26 protein-coding genes and 3 pseudogenes are annotated in these 23,489 nt (G+C 47.7%); 2 read left to right on the top strand and 27 right to left on the bottom strand.

Annotation, left to right across the window (positions count from 1 at the left end):
- Positions 1 to 226: 226 nt before the first annotated feature.
- The 8 genes from B5E92_RS09790 to B5E92_RS09755 all read right to left on the bottom strand — a co-directional run bounded on the left by B5E92_RS09790 (position 227) and on the right by B5E92_RS09755 (position 5,990).
- The gene (locus B5E92_RS09790; RefSeq protein ID WP_058966407.1) at positions 227 to 1,564 is read right to left on the bottom strand and encodes a virulence-associated E family protein; all 1,338 of its coding nucleotides are present in this window, start codon (positions 1,562 to 1,564) and stop codon (positions 227 to 229) included.
- Positions 1,533 to 2,177 carry a CHC2 zinc finger domain-containing protein gene (locus B5E92_RS09785; RefSeq protein WP_040342894.1) on the bottom strand — a complete coding sequence of 215 codons (645 nt, stop codon included), beginning with the start codon at positions 2,175 to 2,177 and terminating at the stop codon, positions 1,533 to 1,535. The genes B5E92_RS09790 and B5E92_RS09785 overlap by 32 nt, the downstream gene beginning before the upstream one ends.
- A gap of 65 nt (positions 2,178 to 2,242) precedes the next feature.
- Positions 2,243 to 3,823: a MobQ family relaxase gene (gene mobQ / locus B5E92_RS09780; protein ID WP_058966405.1), complete on the bottom strand. Its 1,581-nt coding sequence runs from the start codon at positions 3,821 to 3,823 to the stop codon at positions 2,243 to 2,245.
- A 186-nt stretch (positions 3,824 to 4,009) separates the two neighbouring features.
- The gene (locus B5E92_RS09775; protein WP_016218015.1) at positions 4,010 to 4,528 is read right to left on the bottom strand and encodes a signal peptidase II; all 519 of its coding nucleotides are present in this window, start codon (positions 4,526 to 4,528) and stop codon (positions 4,010 to 4,012) included.
- A gap of 31 nt (positions 4,529 to 4,559) precedes the next feature.
- Complete coding sequence (locus B5E92_RS09770) at positions 4,560 to 4,880, bottom strand: TfoX/Sxy family protein (protein WP_058966403.1); 321 nt, start codon at positions 4,878 to 4,880, stop codon at positions 4,560 to 4,562.
- 294 nt (positions 4,881 to 5,174) lie between these two features.
- Positions 5,175 to 5,471 carry a DUF3847 domain-containing protein gene (locus B5E92_RS09765; RefSeq protein WP_058966401.1) on the bottom strand — a complete coding sequence of 99 codons (297 nt, stop codon included), beginning with the start codon at positions 5,469 to 5,471 and terminating at the stop codon, positions 5,175 to 5,177.
- Positions 5,464 to 5,805, bottom strand: coding sequence for a DeoR family transcriptional regulator (locus tag B5E92_RS09760; protein WP_058966399.1), 342 nt, complete (start codon positions 5,803 to 5,805; stop codon positions 5,464 to 5,466). The genes B5E92_RS09765 and B5E92_RS09760 overlap by 8 nt, the downstream gene beginning before the upstream one ends.
- Positions 5,802 to 5,990 (bottom strand): hypothetical protein, encoded by a 189-nt coding sequence (locus tag B5E92_RS09755; protein ID WP_002304353.1) that lies wholly within the window; start codon positions 5,988 to 5,990, stop codon positions 5,802 to 5,804. The genes B5E92_RS09760 and B5E92_RS09755 overlap by 4 nt, the downstream gene beginning before the upstream one ends.
- Before the next feature lie 483 nt (positions 5,991 to 6,473).
- On the opposite strand from B5E92_RS09755, the gene B5E92_RS09745 reads away from it, so the two are divergent.
- Positions 6,474 to 7,280: a helix-turn-helix domain-containing protein gene (locus B5E92_RS09745; protein WP_058966398.1), complete on the top strand. Its 807-nt coding sequence runs from the start codon at positions 6,474 to 6,476 to the stop codon at positions 7,278 to 7,280.
- Between the two features lie 89 nt (positions 7,281 to 7,369).
- Here B5E92_RS09745 and B5E92_RS09740 read toward each other — a convergent pair whose 3' ends face one another.
- From B5E92_RS09740 to B5E92_RS09725, 4 genes are all read right to left on the bottom strand, one after another.
- Positions 7,370 to 7,786, bottom strand: a complete 417-nt coding sequence (locus B5E92_RS09740) for a DUF523 domain-containing protein (protein ID WP_016222237.1) — start codon at positions 7,784 to 7,786, stop codon at positions 7,370 to 7,372.
- 49 nt (positions 7,787 to 7,835) lie between these two features.
- The gene (locus B5E92_RS09735; RefSeq protein WP_058966396.1) at positions 7,836 to 8,213 is read right to left on the bottom strand and encodes a TnpV protein; all 378 of its coding nucleotides are present in this window, start codon (positions 8,211 to 8,213) and stop codon (positions 7,836 to 7,838) included.
- Positions 8,173 to 8,445: a helix-turn-helix transcriptional regulator gene (locus B5E92_RS09730; protein ID WP_002592127.1), complete on the bottom strand. Its 273-nt coding sequence runs from the start codon at positions 8,443 to 8,445 to the stop codon at positions 8,173 to 8,175. Before B5E92_RS09730 ends, B5E92_RS09735 begins: the two co-directional genes overlap by 41 nt.
- 281 nt (positions 8,446 to 8,726) lie before the next feature.
- Positions 8,727 to 10,343 carry a recombinase family protein gene (locus tag B5E92_RS09725; protein WP_002596236.1) on the bottom strand — a complete coding sequence of 539 codons (1,617 nt, stop codon included), beginning with the start codon at positions 10,341 to 10,343 and terminating at the stop codon, positions 8,727 to 8,729.
- A 225-nt stretch (positions 10,344 to 10,568) separates the two neighbouring features.
- On the opposite strand from B5E92_RS09725, the gene B5E92_RS09720 reads away from it, so the two are divergent.
- Entirely contained in the window at positions 10,569 to 10,769 is a 201-nt protein-coding gene (locus tag B5E92_RS09720; protein WP_002596235.1) for a hypothetical protein, read from the top strand.
- A 64-nt stretch (positions 10,770 to 10,833) separates the two neighbouring features.
- On the opposite strand, the gene B5E92_RS09715 is transcribed toward B5E92_RS09720, so the two are convergent.
- The 15 genes and pseudogenes from B5E92_RS09715 to B5E92_RS09640 form a co-directional block, all read right to left on the bottom strand.
- Complete coding sequence (locus tag B5E92_RS09715) at positions 10,834 to 11,028, bottom strand: transposon-encoded TnpW family protein (protein WP_002596234.1); 195 nt, start codon at positions 11,026 to 11,028, stop codon at positions 10,834 to 10,836.
- A 14-nt stretch (positions 11,029 to 11,042) separates the two neighbouring features.
- On the bottom strand, positions 11,043 to 11,885 hold the full coding sequence (locus B5E92_RS09710; protein WP_002596233.1) for an ATP-binding protein: 843 nt from the start codon (positions 11,883 to 11,885) through the stop codon (positions 11,043 to 11,045).
- A complete protein-coding gene (locus B5E92_RS09705; protein WP_087301687.1) occupies positions 11,882 to 12,733 on the bottom strand; it encodes a replication initiator protein A in 852 nt (283 codons plus the stop codon). The genes B5E92_RS09710 and B5E92_RS09705 overlap by 4 nt, the downstream gene beginning before the upstream one ends.
- 15 nt (positions 12,734 to 12,748) lie before the next feature.
- Positions 12,749 to 13,135, bottom strand: a complete 387-nt coding sequence (locus B5E92_RS09700; RefSeq protein ID WP_087301685.1) for a cysteine-rich VLP domain-containing protein — start codon at positions 13,133 to 13,135, stop codon at positions 12,749 to 12,751.
- Positions 13,125 to 14,491, bottom strand: a pseudogene (locus tag B5E92_RS09695) (relaxase/mobilization nuclease domain-containing protein). Before B5E92_RS09695 ends, B5E92_RS09700 begins: the two are co-directional and overlap by 11 nt.
- Positions 14,463 to 14,861, bottom strand: a complete 399-nt coding sequence (locus B5E92_RS09690; protein WP_002596229.1) for a plasmid mobilization protein — start codon at positions 14,859 to 14,861, stop codon at positions 14,463 to 14,465. The pseudogene B5E92_RS09695 and the gene B5E92_RS09690 overlap by 29 nt, the downstream one beginning before the upstream one ends.
- 532 nt (positions 14,862 to 15,393) lie before the next feature.
- Entirely contained in the window at positions 15,394 to 15,591 is a 198-nt protein-coding gene (locus B5E92_RS09685; RefSeq protein WP_070087581.1) for a helix-turn-helix domain-containing protein, read from the bottom strand.
- A complete protein-coding gene (locus tag B5E92_RS09680) occupies positions 15,584 to 16,006 on the bottom strand; it encodes a sigma-70 family RNA polymerase sigma factor (RefSeq protein ID WP_070087582.1) in 423 nt (140 codons plus the stop codon). Before B5E92_RS09680 ends, B5E92_RS09685 begins: the two co-directional genes overlap by 8 nt.
- A gap of 252 nt (positions 16,007 to 16,258) precedes the next feature.
- A complete protein-coding gene (locus B5E92_RS09675) occupies positions 16,259 to 17,077 on the bottom strand; it encodes an RNA methyltransferase (RefSeq protein WP_070087583.1) in 819 nt (272 codons plus the stop codon).
- The gene (locus tag B5E92_RS09670; protein WP_204245260.1) at positions 17,074 to 17,448 is read right to left on the bottom strand and encodes a sigma-70 family RNA polymerase sigma factor; all 375 of its coding nucleotides are present in this window, start codon (positions 17,446 to 17,448) and stop codon (positions 17,074 to 17,076) included. The genes B5E92_RS09675 and B5E92_RS09670 overlap by 4 nt, the downstream gene beginning before the upstream one ends.
- Positions 17,449 to 17,656: 208 nt before the next feature.
- Positions 17,657 to 18,523, bottom strand: coding sequence for an AraC family transcriptional regulator (locus B5E92_RS09660; RefSeq protein WP_070087584.1), 867 nt, complete (start codon positions 18,521 to 18,523; stop codon positions 17,657 to 17,659).
- 190 nt (positions 18,524 to 18,713) lie between these two features.
- The gene (gene tet, locus B5E92_RS09655) at positions 18,714 to 20,633 is read right to left on the bottom strand and encodes a TetM/TetW/TetO/TetS family tetracycline resistance ribosomal protection protein (protein ID WP_070087585.1); all 1,920 of its coding nucleotides are present in this window, start codon (positions 20,631 to 20,633) and stop codon (positions 18,714 to 18,716) included.
- A gap of 387 nt (positions 20,634 to 21,020) precedes the next feature.
- Positions 21,021 to 21,149, bottom strand: a pseudogene (locus B5E92_RS09650) (Maff2 family mobile element protein); the annotation flags it as partial.
- Between the two features lie 67 nt (positions 21,150 to 21,216).
- Positions 21,217 to 22,998 (bottom strand): VirD4-like conjugal transfer protein, CD1115 family, encoded by a 1,782-nt coding sequence (locus B5E92_RS09645; protein WP_002604483.1) that lies wholly within the window; start codon positions 22,996 to 22,998, stop codon positions 21,217 to 21,219.
- A pseudogene (locus tag B5E92_RS09640) lies at positions 22,995 to 23,360 on the bottom strand (PcfB family protein); the annotation flags it as partial. The pseudogene B5E92_RS09640 and the gene B5E92_RS09645, both read right to left, overlap by 4 nt.
- Positions 23,361 to 23,489 lie beyond the last annotated feature (129 nt).

Here is a 23,489-nt window from a genome sequence, read left to right as displayed (position 1 = left end):
CAGTTATCCTCCATACATGAAAATAGCCAGACAGAGGGTGTCGGCAACGAAGTCCGGCAACGGACTTCAAAAGACCTTGCAAACAATCTCAATCTGGCGATGGTTACTATTTATACTTTTCTTTTATTTTTCTGTTGTTTTGGTTGTCATAGGGGAGAAAAGCCGATAGTTTCGGGATTTTCCCCGGCAACGGGATAGCAACATGGGGTGCAACGGGCTGTCATTTTCAGAATGGAAGCTCCATCTGTTCTGTGACCTCCACAAAACCGTCCATCGTTTTTTCAGACGGGTTGCCGGAGTCCGTTGCCAGGTTTTCACGCTCCCAGCCCTTTTGTCTGCCATATTCGGAAAACATTCTTGGGTTTTGGAAGTACCTCCAGCCGGAAATGCACTGGTTCATAATCTCGTTGATTTCCCGGATTTCCCATTGCTTCGGCTCGTCAAAAGCATGGTTCAAGGCTTCCTTATAGAGCTGCTTGGAGCAGACCATGCTCCCGGTGTACTTATCAAGGTATGCCTGTATCATCCCGGCTTTGGTGTCCTCCGGCATAAAATCCCGCTGGTGTTCTTTGAGATAGCGCTGCATGGCGGGGCTGAAAGCCAGCTTGAACCTGCCGCTTCGGTAAATCTCCATCGCTTCCGCCCACATCTGCCCGATATAGGCTCTGGAAGCAGCTTCGTCCTCCAAAATGTGAACCTCGGCTTGCTCCGGGTAAACCATGACGGGGATAAAGCGGCGGTTGCCGGAACGGTCAAGGGGCAGGAAGTCAAGGGCATTGGAAGTACCGCCAAACACGCACTGACGGGGGCGGTCTGCCGGGTGGGTTTCATAGGGTATCTTGTAAACCTCTTTCTGCCGGCTTAAAAATGACTTGATTTCCTCAATGCTCTTGGCGTTTGCGGTTGCCATCATTTCCGACATTTCAATAATCCAGTGACCTTGCAGCTTGCGGTACACATTGTCATCGTCCAGCTTCCGCAAATCATCGGAGAACCACTCGTCCCGGACTGCCAGCAGACGGAAGAAGGTGGACTTGCCAGCCCCCTGACCGCCGACCAGACAGAGCATGATTTCAAACTTGCACCCCGGCTGAAAGGCTCGTGAGATTGCACCCAGCAGGAACAGCTTCAACGCTTCATAGGTGTAATCGTCTGCGTCAGCCCCCAGAAAGTGCCGCAGGCAGAAACGGATTCGTTCTGTACCGTCCCACATAAGGGAATTGAGATAGTCCCGAATGGGATGGTACTTGTTTTCATTCGCCACAATCCCGATGGCGTTATCAATCTTTTTCTCATTGGTAAGCCCGTAGGTTTCTTCCAGATAAAGAAGCAGATACTTCATGTCCGTATCGTTCAGGGCGGTGCTTTCCCTGTGAAAACCGATGGGCTTTATGATGTCCTTGCGGTCAGTCAGGATGTTGTATGCGATAGCCCCGGAAAGCAGCGGGTCACGTTGGAATACGGTCAGGCAGTTCCGTATGCTCTGACGGACACCGCCTTTCTCGGTGGTTTCCAGCCCCGCCTTGATTTCCTCAATGCTCTGGGGCGGCTGCATGGCGTTCATGGTGTTTTTTAGTTCTTGCTGCGTCTGCGGCTGCAAGCTCTGCCATTCGCTGTTCAAGCTGTATCACATCCTTTCCGTAGTCCGTAATCAAAGCCGCTTTTTCCTCTGTCTCCCCGAACAGCAGCACATCCAGCAGATATTCCACATGGTCTTGCTTCTGTAAGGCTTCCACAAACCGGGGATGAAAGGCTTCCTCCGGGGAGTGCGGGACATAATCCTTTCTCCATGCCCGGAGCAGGTGGAGATAATCGGCAAGAATACGGAAGCAGCGGTTCTTTGCTTCCTGAAACTGTTCCTCCGGGGATTTCTGCCGGGGCTTGGGCTTTTTTGCCTTTCCCGGCGGCTTCCAGTCCTCATAGGAAAGCCCGAAGTCCTGTGCCAGTTGTACGGCGGCTTCTTTCTTTCCCAGTCCATACAGGGCAGCGGCAAAATCAATCACATCTCCATCCGCACCGCAACCGAAGCAGTGGTAACGCCGATCCAGCTTCATGCTTGGGGTCTTATCGTTATGGAACGGGCAGCAAGCCATCCCGTTCCGACCTACATGGATTCCATAATGCTCCGCAGCCTGTCTTGTTGTGACGGACTGCTTCACAGCTTCAAATACATTCAAATCTATCCCTCCTTGAAAATAAGAAAAGCACCTGACATTCTCTGATTGAAAATGGCAAGTGCCTGTTAAAGTTCCATATCCTGTTGTTTGTGTTTCTTCTGTGCCGGGGCGGTTCTTTGTGCTTTTTTCTCGTCAGCCTTATCCTGCAAGACTTCTTTGATAGGCTGTTTCTTGGGCGGCTCTTTGCTTTCTTCTGTGCCGGGTGTTGCTTTCCGTACCCAGTAGCGGATGTCCCGCAGTTTCCTCAAATCCTCCTGTACCTCGGTCAGCGGTACTTTCAGCTCTGCGATTTCGCTAAGAAGCATTTCCTGCTCCTGTTGCAGCTCATTTTTCGTTTTATCCTTATCGTCCGGATGCTTGGCAAGATAGGCGGCGGCTTTCGCATATCGGGCAACCTCCGGGTGTTCCTGTTTGAATTTCTCCTTTGTTTTCTTAAAAAATATCTTCTGGTACTTTTCATAGACAGGTTTACATTCCTTGCAGGCTGTCCGGCTGGCAAGAATCCCGTCAATCACTTTGCTGCGGGCTTCCTTTTGCTTCATCTGATTGCGGTAATCTGCGGCTGATTTCCCGGAAGATTCCAGAAAGGCTTCTAAGTCCTCCACAGTGGAAAGCCCCTTTTGCCGGAGATAGGACAGGGCTTCGCTGACTGCCTTTAAGTCCTGTGAAGTCCCCCGGTTCTGTCCAGCCCTTGTCCAGTCCTTCCGTTCTTCCTTTCGTATCTCCATATACTTCATCAACAGATTGGGAAGAAGTGTTGCTTCCTCCGCCGCTTTTTGTGCAAGCAGCTCTTTCCGTTTTTCTCCCAGCTCGGTAATCCAGCCTTTGAGGTTTTGGATAAGCTGCCGGATGGATTTCATCAGGCGGTTGGCGGCTCTGATTTCCCGGTTCAGGTTGCCGATATTCGTCTGGATACCACGCTTTTCCATCTGCCGGACAGCAGCCCCCTCATGGACAGTAGGGACAATATCAAGCCCCTGTCTGGCATAGGAACGCAAGTCCACACGCTCCGGGCGGTCATTGGCTTCCAGATAGCGGTTCTGGATGACCTCCCATTCATGCCGCCAGATTTCACAATACTTCTGGTCGTTCCAGTCCACCGTATCCTCCTTGTGGCTTTTCCATCTGCCGGATGGCAGCTTTATCCGTTCCCCATTCTCATCAAGGTCATAAACCTTGCGGCTCTTGGGAAGCCATTTCCCATGTTCGTCCATTGCCCTCATAGTGAGCAGGACATGGGCGTGGGGATTATGTCCCGGCGGATGGGGGTCATGGATGGCAAAATCAGCAATCATGCCTTTGGAAACAAACTGCTTCTGGCAGAACTCCCGGACAAGGACAGCGTACTGGTCGGGCGGTATCTCTCTTGGGATGGTAAGCACCCACCGCCTTGCAAGCTGGGAGTTCCATTGTTTTTCCACCGCTTCGGCGGCATTCCATAGGGTATTGCGGTCTGCATACGACCGTGGGGCATTTGCCGGGAGCAGGATTTCATTGTGGACGATACCACGCTTTTCCGGGTAGTGCTTCACTTGCTGGTCGTATTCACAGAACAGCTTTTCGCCGCTTTGGTAAGCAGCGGCGGCAACCGCAGACTGCCGCTGGCTTCGCTGCACAATCGTGATTTCATTGTGTGGACAGGGCATTTCGTGTCCCTCCTTTCTATGCTTGGTGGATGGGGTGGCGTTTTACCACCTCATTTTGGGCAGAAAAAAAGCAGGAGACCTTTTTCAGATTTCCTGCTCGGTGTGCCGCTGTGTGAGCGGCGGGTATTTAGTTGTAAAAGTTCGGAACAAGTTGACCCGATGTATAAGAAATAATAAACCAGAAGTTTACAAGCTAAATTTGTTACAACAAAAATGTAAATACTCTTTAACCGATATTTCTTTGCTATTCAAAATTCCAATAGCAACAAATATAACTTCTGCAACTGTAAGATAGCAGTCTTTCAAATCAAAAATAAAAAGGGTAGGTATCTGCAAAAAATCTAAACTTCCACCCCAAAACAGCTTATCAATCAAGCTACATAAACATCCCGATATGCCACAAATCATTATTATTTTTACCCAAAAACTTATATGTGCTCTTTTTGCCTGATATAGCATATATCCTGAAAAAAAGAGGAACAAAACAAACACATTCAATAAAATGGTAACAAACGGACTTGATAATAATTCGAAGAAATTTCCAGCATAAGATAAACGAGTATTTAGTTCTGGATTAAATCTTAAAACTTTGGCTATTATATCAAATTCGCATTTCATAAATACTTTTGAAATTACTATTTTAACCGTCTGGTCAATTAGAACCAATAATGCCACAGGTATAATAAACGGCTTAAACTTTTCCATCAGTAACACTTCCTCTCAAATTATTATTTTGTTATTTTTTCTTTTTCGATTTAGGGGTAGGCAATTCCTTATACATAGCATTAAACAATCCTGTCAAAAACTCTTTATTATCAACTTCATCTACCAACAACATTTCTTTTGCTCCCTCGTAAGGTAACTCATACGAAACCGTTGGCATATAACTTATTGCTGATTTTACTGGTTTGACAAGTAATCTATCATCATAGATACCGCCTACAATCTTACCACGATAATAAATGACAAATTCGCCCATCATAGCTCGATAGGTAATTTCATTCAAGCCAGATAACTGACCTAAAATAAATTCTAAATATTCTTTGCTGGATGCCATAACTTTACCTCAATTTCTAAATTTATTACTGACTTCATTATACTTTATTGCTTATCGAAAAGATAGCATATTTTATGAAACTTGTCGGCTGGGAACAGCTTGCATTGCAAGGTGTCCCCAGATGGCAAGTCCACAAAAGGGTAGCTGGCGGCAGCCAGCGCAGGGGAAGCGTAGCGTCCCCTGTATGATTTGGAGCAGACCATGACTGCGGAAAATCAAAGCCCTCCGGCGAGGAGCCTTCGGAGAACGCAATGCACCAACCTCTGGGTGGTGTATAATTGCGCCCTTAGTAAACTAAGGGTTTTCCGGCTTCTCCCGTTCCAGCAGTTTCTTCAATAGTTCCTGCGTGTCCTGCCTGTGAAAAATGAGTTTCAACAACAGCATGACATTATCATCTGTCAGGCGTTCCGGCTCTTGCAGAAAACTTTCCAGCATACCGCCACGAGTACAGAGCCGGTGTGTCCGTTCTTTTCGGGTAAGCTGCTTTAGCTGGTGCTGCAATGCCTTTTCATCATTGATGGCTTTCCGCAGTTTCTTTTCACTCTTTTCCAACTCTCGGTTGAGCTTTTCCAGCTTTGAGGTATCAGGCAAGGGCAGCGTCCTCCTTTCCCGGTATCAGCACATAAATCCTGTTTGGTTCTCCAACGCCCTGACGCACTCGCATGATCAGTCCGGCGGTTTCCAGTTCATTCAGAGAACGCTTGACCGTCATGGGGCTGCGGAACAGGACTGCGGCAATGGCTGTGACAGGGAAGCAGATAAACAGGATTCCGTTCTCGTCCTCCTGTCCGTTGGATAGCATAGCGTCCAACATCCGGCAGTACATGACCTTTGCGGTGCTGCTGACTGGAAATCCTGTCAACGCTCTGGGAAAGGGCATACAGGGCGGCAAGGGTGTGTCTATCGTCATAAATTCAAAATTCATTCGGTGTGTTCCTCCTTTTTCTTTGCTCGTTTGGATAAATAACGGGGGCAGTCAATCACAACCGCCCGGAAGCTCTGCTTGCACCCATGCTGGCATTTCCGGCATAATTCGTTGTAAGTGACACGCCCCCGGTCATTGAGGTAAAAGGAAAGCTCATGCTTCCTCTTTTTGCTCATTCTCGGCATATTGCGCTTCCTCCCGTTTTAGTGTATGGTTTCGGGTCGATTTTCGGCAAAATTACGGTCATAGAGCCGCTTAAAATCTCCCGAAGTATCAACGATAGGGTAGACTATCCCCCTATCAGATTGTCGTGTTTCGGTATCATTTCGGTGTCAGTTCGCCAGTTCTCCCCGGTGTCGTTCCTCCCCTGAATCTCACAGCGGCGTATCGCTCCCTTTGGTACGCTCGTTTCGGTCAGGGTTCCTCCACATCCCTGCCAAAAGTCATGGCACTACATCGCCGGGGAAGCATATCCCACACAGGCTGGTCATTCGATTGGAATAATCCATCGATGAACTACCTGTATCATAGAACATTTTTGTGCCCTGTGCCGTATGTCCACAAAGTAGGAATTAGGGGTAAAAATCAGAAATTTCCACGATTGCGGAAAGTGTGATATAATCCAGTTAAGCGGCAGCAATGAAACCGCCGGAAAGGAGCGTGTGCCCATGAAAGGAGCAACAAGCATACAGGAACGCCTTTGGGAACTCCGCAAGGATAAAGGCTTAAATCTGGAAGAACTATCAAAGCTGACGGACATTTCTAAATCAGCTCTTGGAAGTTATGAAAAAGAGAATGTTAAGGAAATCAATCATGGCTATCTTGTCACGCTGGCAGACTTCTATGGGGTTTCCGTTGATTATCTGCTGTGCCGGACAGAGAACCGGGAGCAGATCAACACGCCACTAACAGAGCTGCATTTGAATGATGAGATGGTGGCACTTCTGAAAAGCGGTCGGATTAACAACCGTCTGCTCTGTGAGCTTGCCACTCATAAGGACTTTATCAAGTTTCTTGCGGATATTGAGATTTATGTGGATGGGATTGCCACCATGCAGATTCAAAATCTCAACGCTCTTGTCGATACCGTCCGGCATAAAATCATTGAACGGTATCGCCCCGGCGAAGATGACCCGCATTTGAAAGTGCTACAAGCTGCCCATATCAGCGATGATGAATATTTCAGCCACATGGTTCTGGATGACCTCAATCTCATTATCCGGGATATTCGGGAAGCTCACAAAAAGGACAGTGAGAGTGCGCCCCAGACCACCGTTGCCGATGAACTGAAAGAAAATCTGGAAGCGGTCGAAAATTTCAAGGGCAGCCGGGATGAAAAGCTCGTTGTCCTTTACTGCAAGCAGCTTGGTATCAACTATAAAAATCTGTCAGACGAAGAATTTCGCTGGCTGATTCGGATTCTCAAAAAATCAAAGAAAATGGGAACGCCTATCAGCCAGAGGAAAAAACGGTAAAGAAAAAACCGCTGTTGCATGGTTTGTTGACTCCCATGCAGCAGCGGTTTGTGCTGTGGTTATTCAATTAAAAATTCAAAGCGACAAACTTAAACTTCTTCAACATCAATAACATTATATCCTCTTTGCTTTAATGCCTTCGCAAAAAATCCCATTCCAGAAATTAGTTTTCCAGTAAAGCTACCATCGTATATTTGATTTACACCACAAGTAGGACTTCTGGATTGTAATATAACCAAATCAATATCTTCATTTTGAATTTTTGATAATGCCATTGACACTGCTTTATTATATTCAGAATTAACATCATTTCCATTTTCATCTACTACAATCCCATTCACAATTTCTGCACAAGGTCTAGGAATTTTCATGCCAGCTAATACTTCTGGGCAAATAGAAATAACTTCTTTATCCTTTAAGAAATTGATAACTGCTAAATTTTTATTGTTTTTTCCGTTATATTTACAGTTTGTTCCCATAATACAGGCACTAACTAATACCTTCATATTTATCACCCCAAATCAAATTCATTTACATAATCATTCTACCACACCGTTATGAATAAATCATCTCATGCAAAACAATTTCTTCTGCCCGGTTGTGAATGTTATTGCAACGCTGCACCCATTCCATTTGAGAAGTACGCTTCAATTCCTCGGTCACGCCCTCGGCAGCTTTCATCTGCTCTATGATGGTGTCTAACCGTTCCTGTGCCTGTTCGTTCAGGTCTGCAAGATATGTCCATAACTCTCCGGTCAAGGTCAATGTGTTCAATCTGGCTGGGTGGATTTCTCTTAAATATTCCCGGTGCAGCCGTCCATACTTCCCAATGGGGCGGTGTTCCTTCGGCAGTTTCAAATCCGGGATGTAGTAATCTCCGACAAGGATATAATCAATTCCGTTTTCTGTTATTCTTGGTTTCAATTCGCTCATGTTCCTTACCTCCTGTGGAAGCAGGCTCGTCTGGTACTAACTCAATCACATCGGTAATCTCACAATTCAGCGTTTCGCAGATACGGGCTAATGTATCCATGCTGATGTGCTTTCCCTCTTTGCTCATGTTGGCAATCATATTCGTTGTCATACCGGCGGCAAGCCGTAAATCTTCTTTTCTCATATCACGCTCTAACAGTGTATGCCAGAGTGGTTTATAGCTAATGTGCATATTGTTTTCCTGCCTTTCTATCCATACTACCGGGGCGGCTGCCCCGGCAGGAACTTTTCTCTTATTATAGCACCAATCTTGTGTAATCACAATTTATTCTTGTAGCCTGCCGCTGATACCGTCTGGATTGTGCTTTTCCTTTCTTTTTGTTCCCTTTAATTAGCCATGAACTGTTTCATGCCCTGCGACTTTGCTTATGTGTGATAAAGAAGCAATAGAAGTGCAAAAAATTTTGCCGTTCCTATCCGACACTTGGCCATTGTGTCGGATAGGTCGGGCGGTTATTCGGGCAAGTCAATCTTGCCGACAAAGCTGTAATAAATCTCAATGTCCTGCCTGCGGGTGCCGTTCTCATCATAGCTGCACTCATGCACCACAATTTTCTCGATCATTTCCCGCAAGAGAGTGGGGGTCAGTTCTTCAAAGGCAAGGTGCTTGCGGACAATGCCCATAAATTTCTCGGCGTTGACGGTAGCTGCCTGTGACTTGTCCAGTTCGGCTTGCAGGGCGGCGGCTCTCTTTTTCAGCTCCGCTTGCTCGGCTTCGTAGTCAGCCGACAGTTCCATGAAACGCTCATCGCTGATTTTGCCGTTTACATTGTCCTCATACAGCCGCTTGATAATGCGGCTGATTTCAGAAATGCGTTCCTGCGCCTGTTCAAGCTGCTTGATGGCTGCGGCGGTCTTTCGCTTGCCGCCGATCTCGTTCTGCTGGACAAGTAGTTTCACAAACCGGCTCTCATGCTTGGCTGCGTATTCGGTCACTTGCCGGAGATTTGCCAGGACACCAGCGGTCAACAGATCGGTGCGGATAAAGTGCGCCGTACAGTTGCGGGTGCGCTTCTTGTAGCTGCCGCAGATGTAGCAGTCCTGTTTGCGGTCTTTGTTCTGATACCGCTGCTGATACAGCACATGGCCGCAGTCGGCGCAGAACAAAATCCCGGAGAACAGCCCCACTTCATCGTAGCGGTTCGGGCGTTTGCGCTGTTTGCGTAACTCCTGCACCCGTTCCCATGTTTCCTTGTCGATGATCGGCTCATGGTGGTTCTCGAAAATGGCCTGCTTCTCGACGGGGTTCTCTATGCTGTGCTTGACCTTATAAGAAGGCTTTTCCGTTTTGAAGTTCACCAGACATCCGGTGTACTCTCGGTTTTCGAGGATATGAACGACGGTGTTGGTCGCCCATTTGCACTCATAGCCTGGGTGATAACGGCGGGTGCTGCCTGTCCGCTGATATTCCAGCGTCCCCGGCGTGGGGATTTGCTGCTCCGTCAGCATACGGGCAATCTTGGTCGGGCCGTTCCCGGCAAGGCAAAGCTGGTAAATCTGCTGCACCACCGGGGCGGCTTCCTCGTCTATAATAAAATTCTCGTCCTCGTCCATCACATAGCCGTAAACCGGCTTGCTGGTAACAGGCTTGCCGCTCATGCCTTTTGACTTTTTCACTGCCTTGATTTTCTTGCTCGTATCTCTCACCAGCCATTCATTGAACAGATTTCGCAGCGGGGTAAAATCGTTGTCCATGCCCTCGCTGGCACTGTCCACATTATCGTTGACAGCGATAAAACGCACACCCTTTTGAGGGAACAGCATTTCCGTGTAAAACCCTACCTGCAAGTAGTTTCGCCCTAACCGGCTCATGTCCTTGACGATGACCGTACCCACTTTCCCGGCTTCAATGTCCGCAAGCATGGCTTGAAATCCGGGCCGCTGGAAGTTCGCGCCGGAAAAACCGTCGTCGGTGTACCAGCGCAGATTGGTAAAGCCGTTCTGTTTTGCGTAGGTTTCGAGTATCCTTTTTTGGTTCGATATGGAATTACTCTCGCCTTGCAATTCATCCTCGTGGGACAATCTCGGATAAAGGGCGGTAATGAGGTTTTGGGTGGCTTGTCTTAACATAAAATCCTCCGTTTCCGACAGCCAGCCCCACTATTCCGTGGTTTCATTGTACCACGGAACGGCGGGGGCTGTACAGCGGCAAAAGCGTTAAATTTGCTTCTTTACAGCTTTTCAATTTTCCGATTTTTATGGTATGGGTTGTCGTCCCATATTTGCAGTAGAAAAGTTCATAACTCCGTGGTATACTCTGATTTAACAAAAAAATCAGAAGTTAAAGGAGAAAACATGAAGTATACAATAGATGAATTAACCGCGGCCAAAAGGCAAATTGATTCAACTCTGCACAAGCTAAGAGAAACAGTAAAAACATTTGAATCAAAGGATAATTCCGAGCGTTATAAATCACAAATCACATTGGCAAAGAGAAGAATAAAAGCCTTTGAAATTGCAAATTATTTTATAGAGAATGAGATTAAGAATTGCTAAAGCACTTCCGATTTTCGTTCCAGCGGTCATGCTCCCTGGCATGGCCGCTTTTCCATGCCCCGGTTCACGCCGGATAAGTCGGCTCCTGTGTAGCAGCGGCTTCCGCTTCCAGTACCCGCGCCATTTTGTCGGCGGCTGTGGTTGTGGTGTCTTTCTTGAAATAGCCGGACACGACAAGGACGGAATTGCCCATGCGGATTTCCGTCACACAGTCAGGGCGGCGGGTGGTGCGGGTGTCGTGCTGCTTGTTATCTGCCATAGGCAATACTCCTTTCAGTCGGTAATCAGTTTCTTCATGCTCTCCATTTTCCGCTTGGCGGTTTCCTGCCGGAAGTTGTCGCCGGTAAAGCGTACCGGGACGCACATGGAAAGCAGGCGGTCATAAATCCGGGAATGGGCGGTGTCCTCCGGGTTGTGCAGGTCGTCCAGCGTAAGGTTGGTCGTGACGATCAGCGGCTTGCCGCTGCGGTAACGGCTGTCAATCACATTGAACACCTGTTCCAGCCCGTATTCCGTCCCGCGTTCCATGCCGAAGTCGTCAAGGATCAGCAGCGGATAACGACAAAGGCGGGAAATGTACTCGTTGCGCCCCTCAAAGCTGGCGGCAAGGTCATTGAGGATAAGAGCAAAGTTCGTCATGCGGACGGGGATTTCTTTCTCCATGAGGGCGTTTGCGATACAGCCTGCAAGGTAGCTTTTGCCGGTGCCTACGCCGCCCCAGAACAGGCAGCCGATATTGTCTGTCCGCATATCTTCCCAATGCTCCACATACCGGCGGGCAAGCCCGGTCTGCGGGTTCCTGCCGTTGTCGTTCTCGAAAGTCCAGTCCCGCATGGTGGGGTCGGTAAAGCCCCGGCGTTTCAGTTCTTCCACGGTGTCAAGGTGTCTGCGCCGCTTTTCGGCGGCTTCCCGTTCCTCGCGGGCGGTTCTCTGGCAGTCGCACTCTGCCGGGTGGCGGTCGCGCCCGAAGATAGCGGCCTTATCCGGCGCAAAATAGGCTTCTTTCGGCTTGCGGCACTTGCCGCAGTACAGTAAACCGTCCTCGCCGGTGTAGTCCTCCGGCTCCGGGATGGTGGTCGTCATATTCTCCAAAACCGCGTTGATTTCATTCTTCATAAACTCTCGCCCTCCTTGCATGAGTAGTCTGGTATGCCCTTTTTAGGGGCTTCCTTTTTGTCGTTCCCCGCCCATATCCGCAGGGCGGCGGCATAGTTCTGGTAGCTTTTCCCGTTGGCGGCAAGGTAGCGGCTCATTTCCTCGATGAACCGTTCCAGCCTGTCAGGGTACTCTGCCTGCAACTCGTCGTATTCGGTCTGTGACAGAAAAATATTTCCATATCGGCCATAGGGCGCGGGCGGCTCCCCACTCACTCCCATTGTTTGGCTCTCTGTAAGGTTGTTTATAGTAGTTTGGTTAGGGGACGGTTTTCCGACCATCATAAGGTCGGTTTTCTGACCATCAGTAGGACGGTTTTCCGGCTCTATGAGGGTCGGACTTCCGGCCATCAGTTGGTCTGAAAACTGTACCTGTGGCACACGCGGCACTTTCACATATAGGCGGTTCGGTGCGGAGAAGCCGCCCCGTTCCCGTTCCAGCAGCCCCGCCGTGTCCAGTTCATTAAGCGCCCCCTTGATGGTGGTGCTGCCTTTATCCAGTATTTCTGCTATCTCCGCGATGGGATAGATAATATAAATCCTGCCCTCGTCGTCCAGCCACTTGTTTTTCTGGGAGAGGGTGGAACGGTCTAACAGCAGCGAATACAGCAGCTTGGCGGTCTGGGAAATCTCCATTTTCAGCAGGAAACGGGGGTACGGCAGATAGGCGGGCAGCCGCGTGTCTGCCCTGATATAATCAGCGATAGTATCACCTCCCTGTGTTCGGGTTGATTTTGGCGTTTTGTCACGCCTTAGAACGGCGTTTCCGGTGGAAAAGGATAAATGTATCGCGTACCCTTTGACACCCACGAAAAAAGCCTTGATTTATGCGGGTTTGAAAGGCTCTAAAGCGTGACATTTCTGCCTTTGTTTCCGCTTTCTCTCGGCGGCTTTGATTTTCTTCATGCGCCCGGCGCAGTCGGGGCAGTATTTTCCCCGGTTGGATTTGGGGACAAAGGCCGCCCCGCAGACGGCACACCGTTTCCGGCTTCCCCGGCACAAGAGGGCTGCGGCCAGCTCCCCGTCAAGGGGCAGGACAGCCACACGGAACCAGTGGCACATGAGGGAAAAGGAAATGCTCTGGACGCACACGCAAGGCTCCCCGTCGTCCAATAGCAGGCAGTTCCCCTCATCGTAGTTACAGCACTCATGTACCAGCCGCCGCGCCCGCCGGTGCTGGCGGTAGTCCATGTGGGGCAGGTTATCGCTCATGGCTCTGCTCCTTTCTGCGGTGCGGCTCGTCCCGGCGCAAAATCTGGTCGATGTTCCGCTTGACGGTCTGCAACTCCTTGAACCGCTGTTTCTGTTCGTGATAGGTGTTATACAGGCCGTCTTTCTCGGAGATAAGCTGCTCGATCTCGGCCTGCAACGCTTTCCGGGCGGGCAGCTTGGTAATGCCATGCGCCTTGAAATACCGGGCTGCTGCGTCGGCTATGATAAAATCGCTCTCATGGGCCTGCCGGTATGCGGCGCGGGCTTTCTCGGATTTCTGTGCCCGCAGCCCGTCGAGGGCGGCCTTGGTCTGGGCGTAGGCCAACACCTGCCGCTGCAACTTCTTTTTCCCTTGCAGCTTCGTTTCCAGTGCTTTCAGTTCGCCGCTGGTCTGGCGCATTTTCTGATAGGCGGTGTCAACGGCGGCTTCTAACTGCTCCGGGGAAGTAAAGCCGTATTGCTGGTAGACGGACAGCGTTTTGGCGGCCTGCTTCAGATTGTGTATCTTCGCCCAGCGTTCATAGCCCCGGCCTTTGCCCTCGGCCATTTTCTGCTCAATGTCCACAAACCGCCCCGAAACTCGTCAAAGCTGGCGGCGGTGGCAAGGGCTTTCCGTAGGGTCTGCCGCAGCTTCTCCTTGTTCGTTTCAAACTTGGTCTGCCGGGGCGTGATACTATCGGCAATCATGGGGGCGTTCTGCTTGTCCAGCGCGGCCTGTCCCTTTTTCTGCGCCCAATACTCCCGGTCGGTGACGCGGTTCTTGCTGCCGTTCAAGAGGTCGATTTGATAAAGCCCCTCCCGGTGGCACATCTCCATGACTTCGGATTTGAAGTAGCGCAGGGCAGCGTCGGTACATCGGTGCTTGCAGCCGACTTTCGTATCGGCCGGCCTGTCCATGTAGGGCAGGAACGGCACTTCCTCAATCCGCAGGCTGTTTATGACGATATGCACATGAATGTTGCCGCTGTGGTTATGCCCGTCCGGGTGGGTGCAGACAAGGGCCTGGTGGCCGGGAAAATGCTCTTTACAGAATTGTTCCCCCAACGCCTGCGCCCGGTCTACGGTCAGGCCGTTGTCCGGCCCGTCCCGCGGGTCAAAGCTGATGATGTAGTGGTGGCTTTTCACATCTTCCCGCCGCTGGTTTTTCTGATAGCGGAGATTGGCCCGCATACACGCAACGGCAAAATCCTCCCCGTCGCAGTTCAGCGTGGACAGCCGGTAGTCCTCGCGGGGGATAAGCCTGCCGGTTTCATCAAGGACGGGCTTCATGGTAAACTCGTCATGCTCAAAGAGAAGATATTGCTCGGCGGCTCCGTAGTCGGCGTTTTTAGAGTTGATATGCTTGAGTGTTGCCAACCGCGTCACCTACTTTCTTGAGGACTTCATACTTGAGGACGGCAAGGTCGGATATGGCGGCGCGTACCTCGCCGGAAAGGGTGTTGTAGGGTACGCCGTATTCGTTCAGATACCGGGCAATCTGATTGAGGTTGCCGCCGATCCTGCCGTACTCGGCTGTCAGCTTCCCGACAGCGGAAAGCAACTCGTCATTGACCGACGACACATGGACAACCGGGCGTATGGTCGCCCGCCGTATCGCCTGCCGGAGAAATTCGGACTGGCTGATACCATAGGGCGCAAGCCGCGCTGTGAAGTCGGCATACTCATCTTCGGACAGCCGGGTTTTCACAACGCGGCTGCGGTGGGGCGTGTTGTATTTCTTTCGCATGGTGTGACCTCCTTTCTCGCCCGTAAGGGCGCATGAGCAGGGTTTGGGGAAGGCACTCCCCAACAAGTTTCCCGCGAGGGGCAAAACTGCAGAATTGCGGATTTTGGCACCGTGGTAGAAACTTGCTCTTAGTAAGCCGCAGACTGCCCCTGTCCGGGCTTTTCCGTACATAGAGCGAACGGGGCGGGGCTTTCAGCCCGCTGTGCGCGGTCTTTTTTTTCTTTCGCCAAAGATACATTCAAAAGGCCGCCAGCTACCCGCTGTCCGGGGATTTTTCAAATTTTCTTTTGCCTTAGTAATCCGGGAAACAGGATTTTGGCAACCTACGGGGCAGAGAATTTTTCCTTTCACTCCCTACAACACTGCGTTTTGAAATTTGCCAAACGGAGCAGGCAGCTTTTTCTGGCTTCACCTACCTACTACGGGTGACTTTGCGATTTTGCCAAATGGACAACAAAAAAAGCAGCAAATCTTTTTCAGACTTACTGCTTTCACTGGCCGCTGGTGGGCGGCTGGTATTCAGTTTTGGGGCTTATCGGTCAAAGCGAAACTTGAATAGTGCGGAGATTAGCTGCTGCTTCACATATTCCTCAACCTCGGCGTTAACCTGACCGTGTACTTTGGAAAAGTAGCGGATATATCCGGCATAGTGGGAAAGGACGGTGTCGATTGCGTCCGGGTCGCCCTCATGGGCTTTGACGATTGTTTCATAGGGGAGAAGTTTACTCATGGTCTTTTCCCTCCATGAGCCGCCGTAGCCGCTGCAAGGCAAGCTGGATATGCCGCCCCGCTGTGCTGCGTGTCCGGCCAATATGTACGCCGATCACTCGCTGCGGCTGGCGCAGGAAATAGTAACGGAAAATCTCTTCCTGTGTCTGCTCCGGCAAGAGGGCAAGGGCGGCGGCAAGTTCCGCATGGTACAGAACGGCGGTCTGGCCGCAGGCGGTAAAAAGATATTCTTCAAGCTGCTCCGGTTCGGCAAGCTGGACAAACTTCTCATTCATCAGATAGTCAAGAGAAACTTCCCGTTCCCACCTCCGGCGCAGCTTTAAGATTATATCTATGGCTGCGTGACGAATGACAATCTTGCAAAAGGCATTGAATGTGTACTGGATATGCACTTTGTAGGCTTCATCTTCGGTCATGGAAATTCCCCCTCTCTGAATAATAGTGCGGGGCGGCAGCACTCCTTGCTGTCGCCCCTTGATTGCCTATCTGCAAAGGCGGGCGGGGCTGTCAACGGCGGCGCATATGCGCCGTTCATCTTGACTGTTGACTGGCTCGGCTGGCTTTGCCATTTGAGTGTAATTGCTTATTCTTTTTTTATTTGCAGACTTTTGAGGTAGAACGCCTGCTCCTCCCTTTTCTCTGGCTCACTCTCAAAAGGGTTATGCTGTCTAATTCATTCGTTGTCTTACTATTTCATACATCATTATAGATGCAGCACAACTGACATTGAAAGAACTGGCATAGGAATCTTCAGCCATAGGAATCGTACATAAAACATCACAATATTCCTTAAATGCCTTATTTAATCCCATGGTTTCATTTCCCATCATTAACATAACCGGGGTTTTCAAGTCCTCATGATAGATAGGCTTTTCGTGGTGGGCTGTTGTGCCTATGATCTTAAAGCCAGGGTATTTTATTCTAAGGCTTTCAACGAATTTATATAAATCCTCATTGTGAATGATTCGAATCACCGGAAGATTGAAAAAAGAACCCATCGCCGAAACAATTACATCAGGCTCATACAAATCAACCGCATGTCCAGTAATTATCAACATATCTACTCCCAACGCATCACATGAACGTATCATCGTACCTAAATTTCCTTTATTAGAGGGCCTGTCAAATAACACAATAAATGGATTGGAAGATAACGCAACATTTTCTAACCTGTCTTCCCTCATTTCAATAATAGCCAATAATTCAGAAGTTTCTTCTTTTCCACTTAATTCCTTTAGCAACTGTGCCGTAAGAGTATAATTGACTTCTGTTTTTACTGTTTCTATCATATGTTTTGCCCAGCCTGACAGATTATTCTTGTCATAAATAAAAGAAATAATCTTCCAGTTATTTTTAACCGCTTCATTTAAACTTCTTACGCCTTCAACAATAAATTGATTATATTTATATCTTTTATTTCGATTATGCTTCAATACTTCAAATCTCTGGTAATCATTATTTTTATTTAATATAGAAACAACTTTCATTTCAATACCTGCCTCATCATACTTTGGTTTTCGAATTTTTCACCCATTGTAAGCCCATTTTTGAAAAAATAAGGGAAAATGATTTCCCGGTTTTTCTGTGGCAGGGATAACAGGACGGCGGCAAGTTTTCCATTGGTGAGGATAACTGCCTGACCGCATATCGTTATAGGGTGTTCTTCATGGGGTGCTTCAAAATATTCGTCTGTTGTGCCTAAAGGGTAAAACTTTTCTTCTGTGAGGTATTCAAGGGATATTTCTTTTTGCCGCCGTCTGCTCCTGTCACGCCATGCGTTGATAGCCGCATAGTGTATGACGGTCTTGCAAAGCCATTGAACGTGTACATGATGTGTTCTTTGTATGCTTCTGTGCAAGGCATAGATGATTCCCCCTTTCTCCCACATAGGGCGTTGTATGGTTGACGGGTTTCATTTATAATATCAGAGGGCGGTAGCACCCCTTGCTGTCGCCCCTTGATTGCCTACCAGCAAAGGCGGGCGGGGCTGTCAACAGCGGCGCATATGCGCCGTTTATCTTGACTGCCCGCTGGCTCGGCTGGCTTTCCTATTTGAGTGTAATTGCTTATTCTTTTTTTGTTACTGGAATCCAAATTTCACTGTATGCGTAGTTGGGCTTTTTGTCGTCCATTTTTGTAAAAGAGAAAGAAAACGGCTCTGCCAGTTCATAATCTGCCGTCATAAACCATTCGGAGTAGATTCTTGCCATTGTATCCTGCAAAGTAAACGGGAAGATTCCTTCATTTGGAAAAACTGCCCACGTATGAGCTTTAACAGGAAATGTGTCCAGATTACTGCTAATGTCATTTTTAGTTGTTAAAACTCCAATTAAATGCGTTAATTCACCAGCTTCTTCAAGAAAGTTCGTATCTGATTCATAGGAAACATTTACAGTTTCATATGGCTCAATGTTTTGCAACCGGTGCATTTCTTCTTTCTGTTCCTGTGTTATGCTTTGTGCCAGTTCCAAAATAGCGTTGTTTACTCCCTCATATTGTAACGGCACTCGTTTACTTACACCTGCAAACGTAAAAGCAGGTTTTTCAACAATTTTATATTCCATTAAAGTTCCTCCCTTCATAGTTACAACAAATTGTAACTTTTGGCATGATTTACATTGTTTCAACTTTGCGACTTGTGACGGTAAGATACCGCTCCATTTTTTAAAGGCACGTGTAAATCCGTCTACGGATTGATACCCATATTGATAAGCGACATCTGTTACCTGCGCCCCCTGCAACAATTCTTTGTTAGCTTCTGAAAGTCGTCTGTTTTTTACATACTCATTCAGCGTCATATTGGTAAGCGCAAAAAATATTTTTCTAAAATGATAATCTGAAACATTTATATGCTCAGAAATCTTCTCAAGTAAAAACTCGTCCTCCAGGTGCGCTTCAATATAGTCCATCGCGTCATTCAATTTCTTTAACACATTGCCCCTCCTTCCGAATAAGAATATCACAATTTAGAAAGATATGCTCGACATTAGCATACAAAATTAGTCGGGTTATAAATAAAGGCCGTTTGCTCAATATAAGTTTACACAAAACCGACTTGAAAACAAAACTAACATAGACTCTCCTTATATTCAAAGATTTTTATCCGTGATAACGCACAAAATATTACGTTATTTTCTGAAACATATGCCGAACCTTATCTAAACGGCTGTTAGGACGGCGTGGCTGCAATACAGGCTCCCCGGAAATTTCTTGGTACCCTTTTAATTCGGTAAGGCAGACGCTTCTCCCATTTGTATAAAAATTTAAATCATTCCTATATTCGCCGATGCAGCGGGCGGGGATTTCTCCCGTAAAAATAACTTCATCATTTTTAAGCAAGGTTGATTCAATCACTGCACAATACTTCGGTGCGTCATTATAAGCCCGTGAAATATATTCCTGCGGTGCAAAAAGGGTAAAGGAAAGGTATGGTTCCAATAATTGTGTTCCTGCTCTTTTCAATGCCTGTTCTAACACGATAGGAGCAAGGGAACGAAAATCTGCGGGGGTACTAACTGGACTGTAATAAACTCCATAGTCAAAACAAATTTCACAATCTGTCACTTCCCAACCGTATAAGCCTTGCTCCATTCCATAACGCACCCCTTCCATAACGGCATTTTGAAAACTTTGGTTTAAATAGCCGAGAGATACTTTGCTTTTAAACCGGGTTCCACTTCCGGCAGGAAGTGGCGTTACAGTTAAGCCAATGGATGCCCAAAACGGATTCGGCGGCACTTCAATATGAATCGTGTAACTGGCTGTTTTTAATGGCCTTTCCAGATAAATGACCGTAGGTTCTTTCACATTTATGTTCACATGGTATCGCTCTACTAACAGAGAGCATACAACCTCTAACTGGACTTTTCCTAAAAAAGAAATGATGATTTCATGCGTTATCGTATCCACATAGTAATGCAACAGCGGATCTGTATCTGCAATTTCCGTCAGGGCATTCAGCAGGAGGTCTCTTTGTTCCTGATTTTGCGGCTCCACCGTCGTCCGAAGCAAAGGAATCGGATTTTTTTCCCATGCCTTGCGCGGCAAAAGTTCTACATTTCCGAGAGTATCATTCAGCTTCAGAGTGTCATTGGTCAAAATAACAATTTCTCCGCAACAGGCTGTGTCCGCCGGTATAATCTCTCCGTTTGACGGAATCCTCATTTCTGTGATTTTTAGTTTTTGATTTTGGGGCAGGAGAATCGTATCCCGTAAATGAAGTGTCCCGCTGTATAACCGCAAATAAACGAGCCGCTTTTTCTGGTCTGTGTACTCGATTTTAAAAACGCTTCCGCATAGCTCGGATTGATCGTTGTCCGCACCAGAAGTAAATGTTTCTGCAATCACTTCAATCAGCTTTTCAGTTCCGATATTGTTCTTTGCACTCCCATGATAAATAGGAAACAGGGAACCGTTTTGCATTCTTCTGCATTTCTCCCTCTGTAAATCTTGTATTTTCAAAGGTTCCCCCGCAATATATTTTTCCAAAAGTTCATCATTTCCAGCAATAATAGAATCCCATTTTTCTATATCCTCAATGTCTGTCAGAGACACTTCCGGAGTGAGCGAAACATCTTGCATAACCATGACATCATCAGAAAGTTTTTCTCTGATATTTTGATAAACGCTCTGTAAGTCAATGCCCTCCTGGTCTATCTTATTTACAAAAATAATCGTTGGGATTTTCATTTTCTGGAGCGCATGGAACAGTACCCGTGTTTGTGCCTGCACGCCGTCCTTTGCGGAAACTACTAAAATTGCTCCGTCAAGAACAGCAAGTGAGCGATATACTTCCGCCAAAAAGTCCATATGGCCGGGGGTATCGACAATATTGATCTTATAATTCTTCCAGCCGAAAGAAGTGACGGCCGTTTGAATGGTAATCCCACGCTGGCGTTCCAACAGCATGGTGTCTGTCCGCGTTGTTCCCTTATCTACACTCCCTAATTCCGGAACGGCTCCGCTGGTATAGAGCAGGCTTTCTGTCAAAGTCGTTTTTCCTGCGTCTACATGAGCAAGAATGCCGATATTGATTATTTTCATGTGTTTGTCCTCCATTCAGCCCCCAAAGGGCATAAAAATCCCCAGCAGCAAAATACTTTTACCGCTGGGGATATAGCGAATAGACATACACATACATACAACGCACTGCAAGCAGCGGTCGCTCTTTTGATATGTCAAATATATAAGGCAAAAGTATTCTTAAAAAGGGTACAAAAAACTAAGCCCCTTGCAAGGGACGGTTACAATTCTTTGTTCCCACTATTTGATTATAGTTAATTAAGAATACCTTGCCGCATATTTTTAACTCCTTACTTGGAATAGAAATATTATAGCATATCGGCATTGAAAAAGAAAGTCCTGAAACAAAATTTACGGAATAGTAGGCTGCTGTCTATCAATCTCTTGTGTGTTTCTTTATGACACATGAGCATTCGCGCCGGGGTTATCGTTGCCGTACCCCTCCATGAGGTTAATGCCGCCCCAAATGCCAAGTCCTGCGCCAAGCGCGATTACCAAAGTCTGCAATACGTCAACTGCGCTGTTGAAAAAATCCATATAAACCTCGCTTTCTGCCGCTAAAACGGCTCAAAAAATGTTGTTGGAAATAAAAATGCCGCCGTTTTTATTCGGCGGCTGCGTCCTCGTCGGACAAATCTATTTCGTATATGTCAAAGGGTTCGTCGGGCTTTACGATTGCCGGACGGGTGGACATATACCGTTCAACGTCAAAAGCGTTTTTCTTGTCGAAGTCGGAAAGGTATTTGTAGTTCGGGTGCTGCGTTATATCGTACTTATCGCTGAAAAAGGGGCGCACGCCGCGCAACTGCAAAATACATTTTCCTCCGTCCATAACTGCGATTTCGTCCTGTGTCATCAACTCCTTTCCCAATTTCTGATAATTGAGGCCATGAGAAACCTGCGTGCCGCGATTTTCGGAAGTGTTGAAACTGTCGATTGTTTCACGTCCCAAGTTCTCCGAAATATCCTTTGCATTTTTCCCGCGCCCTCCCAAAAACAAGGTGCTGTCGGCATTGTCAAGTATGATTTCTGCCGCGTCCTTGTAAATGGCTTTTAGCTGGCTCTGCGATTGCAGAATGATAGAAGCCGAGATTTCCCGGCTGCGGATTGTGGCAATCAATTTTTCAAACTGCGGGATTTGTCCAATGTTTGCAAACTCGTCTAACAGGCAGCGAACATGAACCGGCAGCTTGCCGCCGTATTCGTCGTCGGCCTTGTCGCACAAGAGATTAAATAACTGCGATTGCAGCATAGCGATAACAAAATTAAACGTGCTGTCCGTATCGCTCATAATCAAAAACAAAGCTGTTTTTCTGTCGCCTAACGTGTCAAGTTCTAATTCGTCGTAGGACATAAGATCGCGCAATTCCTTTATATCAAAAGGAGCGAGCCTCGCACCGCAAGAAATGAGGATTGATTTTGCGGTTTTGCCCGCCGCCAATTTATATTTTCGGTACTGCTTCACCGCGAAATGGTCGGGGTCGCGTTCTTCCAAGTCGGCAAACAGCAAATCGACGGGGCTTTGATATTCCTCGTCGTCCTCGCGGGCTTCGCTGGCGTTGATAAGTTCCAACAGGGTAATAAAGTTCATTTCCTCGGCGGGGGCTTCGTACCAGATGTAGCCCACCAACGCGCAATACAAAAGCCGTTCTGCCTTTACCCAAAAATCCTCCGCGCTTTTTTCTCCCTCACCTTTGGTATTCGCTATCAACGTATTTACCAGCTTCAAAATATCTTTCTCGCTGCGGATATACACAAAGGGGTTGTAGTGCATAGATTTTTTGAAGTTAATCGTATTCAGTACCTTAATGCGGTAGCCCGCCCGTTGCAGCAGCTTCCCGCACTCAATCAAAACCGTACCTTTCGGGTCGGTTAAGACGTAAGAGGAATGAAGCTGCATTAGATTAGGTTTGACAAAAAATCTTGTTTTTCCGCTGCCGCTGCCGCCGATCACGACGACGTTCTTATTTCTCGCGTACTTCGGCTGCTTCGGGCGGCTGTTCATGGTAAGCCGTTCCGTCTGCGTCAAAATGATGTTGTTTTGGAAATCCGGGTCTATGTAGGGCTTTATATCTTCGGCGTTTCCCCATCGGGCAGAGCCGTACTCCGCGCCCTTGCGGTATTTCTTCGCGTTTTTCCCTTTGACATAGACTATCAAGCGGATAATCACCGCACCGACAATGCCGACAAGCAAATCCAACGGGTAAACGCTCGGCAAGGCGTTTTCAAAGGCTGCGGAAAATCCTTGTGTGATATTCAGTATCTTTGCAGAAATATCCGCGCCGGGGGCAAGCCGCACCGCCTGTCCGACTTTATCAAAGAGATAGACAAAGAACACATAGGGGATATTCGGAAGTATCAGCTTTTTGTAGTTGATCTGCTTCATATCTCGCGCCCCCTGTCCATTTTCTTTACCTTGTCGCGGGCGGCGTTAAGCTGCTTCGCCTTGTCCTTTGCAGCGGCAAGGGCTTTGCGGATAGAGGGCTTTTTCTCCCGGTTCAGCTTCTTTGCGGAAAACTCTTGAAACGCTGCGGTCATAACGTCCGCGTCCCGGCCTTTGAAAAACACAAGGTAACGGGTCTGCTCGCCCTTAACCTTTTTTAGCGAAAAATCTATGTTGTATTTCTTCGCCGTACTCTCAAAGGCTTTAATATTGCTGTCGGTGATCTCGATGTTGGAAACACCCGCGTTCTGCTTCATAAGCTGCCGCATGGTCTGTTTCCCATGCGCGGGTTTGCTTTTCTGCTCCAAAAACTTTTGGTGTTGATTAGCAGATTATTTGAACAAAAAAATAAAGGAATTAGTCAAATAAAATTAATAAATATAATAAAACAGTTAAAATAATTTGAGAAAATAATATGCAAATTATCTTAACTG

It is taken from the genome of Erysipelatoclostridium sp. An15, from assembly GCF_002160675.1.
Lineage (GTDB): Bacteria > Bacillota_I > Bacilli_A > Erysipelotrichales > Coprobacillaceae > Thomasclavelia > Thomasclavelia merdavium.
The sequence above is the reverse complement of the archived record's forward strand: the minus strand, read 5'-3'. Positions and strand labels throughout refer to the sequence as shown.

Excerpts from the sequence above, each read along its gene's own strand:
- B5E92_RS09790 (WP_058966407.1), bottom strand. The coding sequence starts at position 1,564 with ATGAACGCCATGCAGCCGCCCCAGAGCATTGAGGAAATCAAGGCGGGG.
- mobQ (WP_058966405.1), bottom strand. The coding sequence starts at position 3,823 with ATGCCCTGTCCACACAATGAAATCACGATTGTGCAGCGAAGCCAGCGG.
- B5E92_RS09775 (WP_016218015.1), bottom strand. The coding sequence starts at position 4,528 with ATGGAAAAGTTTAAGCCGTTTATTATACCTGTGGCATTATTGGTTCTA.
- B5E92_RS09770 (WP_058966403.1), bottom strand. The coding sequence starts at position 4,880 with ATGGCATCCAGCAAAGAATATTTAGAATTTATTTTAGGTCAGTTATCT.
- B5E92_RS09760 (WP_058966399.1), bottom strand. The coding sequence starts at position 5,805 with ATGAATTTTGAATTTATGACGATAGACACACCCTTGCCGCCCTGTATG.
- B5E92_RS09755 (WP_002304353.1), bottom strand. The coding sequence starts at position 5,990 with ATGCCGAGAATGAGCAAAAAGAGGAAGCATGAGCTTTCCTTTTACCTC.
- B5E92_RS09745 (WP_058966398.1), top strand. The coding sequence starts at position 6,474 with ATGAAAGGAGCAACAAGCATACAGGAACGCCTTTGGGAACTCCGCAAG.
- B5E92_RS09740 (WP_016222237.1), bottom strand. The coding sequence starts at position 7,786 with ATGAAGGTATTAGTTAGTGCCTGTATTATGGGAACAAACTGTAAATAT.
- B5E92_RS09735 (WP_058966396.1), bottom strand. The coding sequence starts at position 8,213 with ATGAGCGAATTGAAACCAAGAATAACAGAAAACGGAATTGATTATATC.
- B5E92_RS09730 (WP_002592127.1), bottom strand. The coding sequence starts at position 8,445 with ATGCACATTAGCTATAAACCACTCTGGCATACACTGTTAGAGCGTGAT.
- B5E92_RS09725 (WP_002596236.1), bottom strand. The coding sequence starts at position 10,343 with ATGTTAAGACAAGCCACCCAAAACCTCATTACCGCCCTTTATCCGAGA.
- B5E92_RS09720 (WP_002596235.1), top strand. The coding sequence starts at position 10,569 with ATGAAGTATACAATAGATGAATTAACCGCGGCCAAAAGGCAAATTGAT.
- B5E92_RS09715 (WP_002596234.1), bottom strand. The coding sequence starts at position 11,028 with ATGGCAGATAACAAGCAGCACGACACCCGCACCACCCGCCGCCCTGAC.
- B5E92_RS09710 (WP_002596233.1), bottom strand. The coding sequence starts at position 11,885 with ATGAAGAATGAAATCAACGCGGTTTTGGAGAATATGACGACCACCATC.
- B5E92_RS09700 (WP_087301685.1), bottom strand. The coding sequence starts at position 13,135 with ATGAGCGATAACCTGCCCCACATGGACTACCGCCAGCACCGGCGGGCG.
- B5E92_RS09690 (WP_002596229.1), bottom strand. The coding sequence starts at position 14,861 with ATGCGAAAGAAATACAACACGCCCCACCGCAGCCGCGTTGTGAAAACC.
- B5E92_RS09685 (WP_070087581.1), bottom strand. The coding sequence starts at position 15,591 with ATGAGTAAACTTCTCCCCTATGAAACAATCGTCAAAGCCCATGAGGGC.
- B5E92_RS09680 (WP_070087582.1), bottom strand. The coding sequence starts at position 16,006 with ATGACCGAAGATGAAGCCTACAAAGTGCATATCCAGTACACATTCAAT.
- B5E92_RS09675 (WP_070087583.1), bottom strand. The coding sequence starts at position 17,077 with ATGAAAGTTGTTTCTATATTAAATAAAAATAATGATTACCAGAGATTT.
- tet (WP_070087585.1), bottom strand. The coding sequence starts at position 20,633 with ATGAAAATAATCAATATCGGCATTCTTGCTCATGTAGACGCAGGAAAA.
- B5E92_RS09645 (WP_002604483.1), bottom strand. The coding sequence starts at position 22,998 with ATGAAGCAGATCAACTACAAAAAGCTGATACTTCCGAATATCCCCTAT.